General features: G+C 40.8%; 3 protein-coding genes and 1 pseudogene. 1 reads left to right on the top strand and 3 read right to left on the bottom strand.

The genetic code is table 11. The features are described from left to right. Nucleotides 1-79: 79 nt before the first annotated feature. Nucleotides 80-187 carry an IS66 family insertion sequence element accessory protein TnpA gene (tnpA, locus tag KCG35_RS27245; RefSeq protein WP_444972214.1) on the bottom strand — a complete coding sequence of 36 codons (108 nt, stop codon included), beginning with the start codon at nt 185-187 and terminating at the stop codon, nt 80-82. 78 nt (nt 188-265) lie between these two features. Beyond that, nucleotides 266-1,029 (bottom strand): annotated as a pseudogene (locus KCG35_RS24270) (IS3 family transposase); the annotation flags it as partial. A 195-nt stretch (nt 1,030-1,224) separates the two neighbouring features. Between KCG35_RS24270 and KCG35_RS24275 the strand changes: the two are divergent. Further along, complete coding sequence (locus KCG35_RS24275) at nt 1,225-1,887, top strand: glycosyltransferase family 25 protein (protein ID WP_215822437.1); 663 nt, start codon at nt 1,225-1,227, stop codon at nt 1,885-1,887. 329 nt (nt 1,888-2,216) lie between these two features. On the opposite strand, the gene KCG35_RS24280 is transcribed toward KCG35_RS24275, so the two are convergent. Then, the coding region (locus tag KCG35_RS24280; protein WP_215822438.1) for an IS4 family transposase at nt 2,217-3,135 on the bottom strand (919 nt) is incomplete at its 5' end.

Consider the following 3,135-nt stretch of genomic DNA (forward strand, 5'->3'; position numbering starts at 1 on the left):
TACTGGCCATCACATGAGCCTGGATAAACCCCTCTTGTGGTGGCGGGCTATGACGAAGCTGCCGCTTACGCAAACTGAACTACTTTGGACACAACTTTTGCTCTCGACAAAAGGCCGCCGCACTTAGTCCACTTGCCGCTTGTTGATCTAATAAGGATTGCCACTCTTCTGCAGTGCGCTTTTTCATGTACGACTCCTATTTAAAAATAGGAACAATACAAAAGATCTTTCATGGATGGCAGGGTGTGGGTGCTTTGGCGGTTACGTAATACTTCATATAAGCCGCCACATCTTGTTTCATAAATTCCCTCGTTGGCTGACTCACCTTAAAAAGCCAATCGTGTTTCAAGCTACCAAAGAAGCGTTCTACAACAGTATTATCCCAACAAGCACCCACATCGCCCATACTGGCTCGGATACTATAGCTCGATAACAGCTTACGATATTGCTTGCTGGTATACTGTGAGCCACGATCACTGTGAAATACAAGGCCTTTAGGTGGTTATAGGCTTTCATTAATGCTTTGCACACCAAATCGGTTGTCATCCGCTTATCGATATGCTAGCCAACAATTCGACGAGAGTATAAATCCATCACCACAGCCAAATACATCCAACCTTCACCTGTCTTTAAGTAAGTCACATCGCCAGCCCAAACCTGGTTGGCTGCAGTGGGGTTAAAGTTCTGGTTTAACCAGTTATCGGCCACTGAATCAGCATGCTTACGCTTCGTTGTGACCCTGTAAGCCTGACGTTGTGTAACTTTTAGGTGTAGTAACCAATGCATGATGTTGCGAACTTGGTAGCGACCCATTTGATAGCCTTCTTTACGCAATCGTTTCAGTTCATCGCGCTCAGACTCTTCTAAGGCAATGCCTTTCTGCTGAGCTTCGTATTTTTCTTTCCACTTGTAAAGCAGGCTAGTAACGACTCCGAGTGACTTTGCTGTGTAGCCTTGCTCTAACACCATCAAAACAGCTTCATCTTTAAATGACTGGGAATGGCTCTTATAGGATTTTTTCAGACTCATATAGACCTCTTAATTCATTGTCTCAAAATTAAGTGTCTGATGGCATTAGACCAGAATACTTAGGATGGGGTTAGGGTTTGTCATTTCAAGTTAATAAAAGTCGAGCATCGCGTTAGATTACAAGCTGGCTAGTAATTAAGTAGACCTTTAAAGTAATTCCAGTTAGACTCTGCTTATTTGTGGTTGCTGATGCTTATGCAGTTTGCAGTAGATAAAGTTTATTGTATTAGTCTAAAAGAGCGTCGAGATAGGCAAAATTTTGCCAAACGGAATCTTGCCCTGTTGGAGCATGATGTTGAGTTTTGGTTAGTGGATAAGGATCATCAAAACCCTGAACGTGGTTGTTACAACTCGCACAGAGCAATTGCAAAGCATGCTTTGGATAGAGGATATCAAAGAATTTTAGTTTTTGAAGATGATGTGGTTTTTGATAGGTACCCATCAACTAAACAGATGGAGCGCATTAACAAGTTTCTCAGAGCAGGTCATGGTGATATTTTTTACTTGGGTGGTTTATTGGGTAAACTGTGGTTTACGCATCATCTAAATGTCGTTCGAGGTAGGCTAGTTTGCATGCATGCATATATATTACATCAAAGTGGCTTAGAAAAAATTGTTGCTAATGAGTATCAATGTCAGTCTATTGATGTTTTTTGTAAAAGAACACTTAACGCTTTTGCATTTTTTCCTCTTTTAGCGTCACAACAACCTGCGAATTTCCTAAACAGTGATATTACTCATCATGTTAATCATAACACTGATAAGCTTTGGCGCCGAAACAGGCGTAGGCAATATTGGTCTGTGATCAGAAATATTAAGTATACTCTATTAGATCGTCCCAGTTATTGGAAAGAGTAGATTTCATGAGGTACTATAGTGTAGCTATCAAGCCTGCATATAAATAGACTGTGTAGAAATTTATACGTTTGATATGTGCTATTTTAAGGGGTAGTTACACTCTGGTTTTATGTTGCCCAGAAGTCGAGTAAACCCTCTCGATGTTATTCTGTAGCCAACCGTGAGTCTTTTGCTTTTTCCGATATCCGCCGACTCTTTGCAGAAGAAATTGAGCAAGAAAAATTCAGTGAAGGTTTAGGTATTTTTACTATGTACAGGACAAAACTTTCAGGGAATGCCAAAATACAGACAGGCTAGCATCCCCCTCTACTAGTATCCTGTGCAAATAATCAAGCCCTAGACGAAATAAACTTTTCGGTTTTCGACCATGCGTTTTTAGCTTCAGTGGCTTGAGACTGTTTTGCCATAGGCCCAACTTGAATGACCAAGCTAATGGCCAAGGCACAAACAAAAAACAGCTTTTCGAGACGTTCTAGCCCCTGTAAATGCGTGCTTTCTAAATCAAATCCTCTACTTTTTAAGCAACCAAATAACGTTTCAATTGACCACCTAATAGCATAACGTTTAATAGCCGTTTGGGGCTGCTCATTCGTCGCAATAATCACACGTCCTTGCTTACCCATGATACAAGACAAGTGCACAGGAATACCCCAAATGTCTCTTTGTTTTTTCAAATTCATCTGTTCATTCTGTTGCAAACCAAATAAGCGTGAAACGGGTAAACGTTGATTCCTATGCTTGTTCCAAACCTTGGTATTATTGGGAATTCTTATGCAAAAGGAAATGTGCTCATCGACTAAAAACTGCAACCAATTTTTTCCCCTAAACTCTCTATCTGCTGTTAAATACGCTATTTTCTCAACACCAAACACCTTCAAAAAGCGGTTGATTAATGCCTTTCGCTCTTCGGTATTGGAATTACCTTTCTTCGGTAATAATACCCAAAAGAGGGGTATAGCTAACCCTTCACGTGCTACAGCCAAAACCATAAAATTAATTTTGAGTACACCAAAATTCCAATTTGTACGATCTAAGCACAGTACCCATGTTTCATCTGGGCAAAACCACCTGGCCATCACACGAGCACATTGATCATAGTCTAGGGTAAAATCTCGAAGAAACCGCTGAAGACGCTTATAATTCGATGTCGGCAAAGTGGTACCATAAAACACTTGAGCTATACGTGTGAGATTGACTGAACGAAGTGCTAGAATAAATTGGACTAGCAAGGTGACTCGGGCTTGATGC

It is taken from the genome of Zooshikella harenae (assembly GCF_018837975.1).
In the GTDB taxonomy this organism is placed as follows: domain Bacteria; phylum Pseudomonadota; class Gammaproteobacteria; order Pseudomonadales; family Zooshikellaceae; genus Zooshikella; species Zooshikella harenae.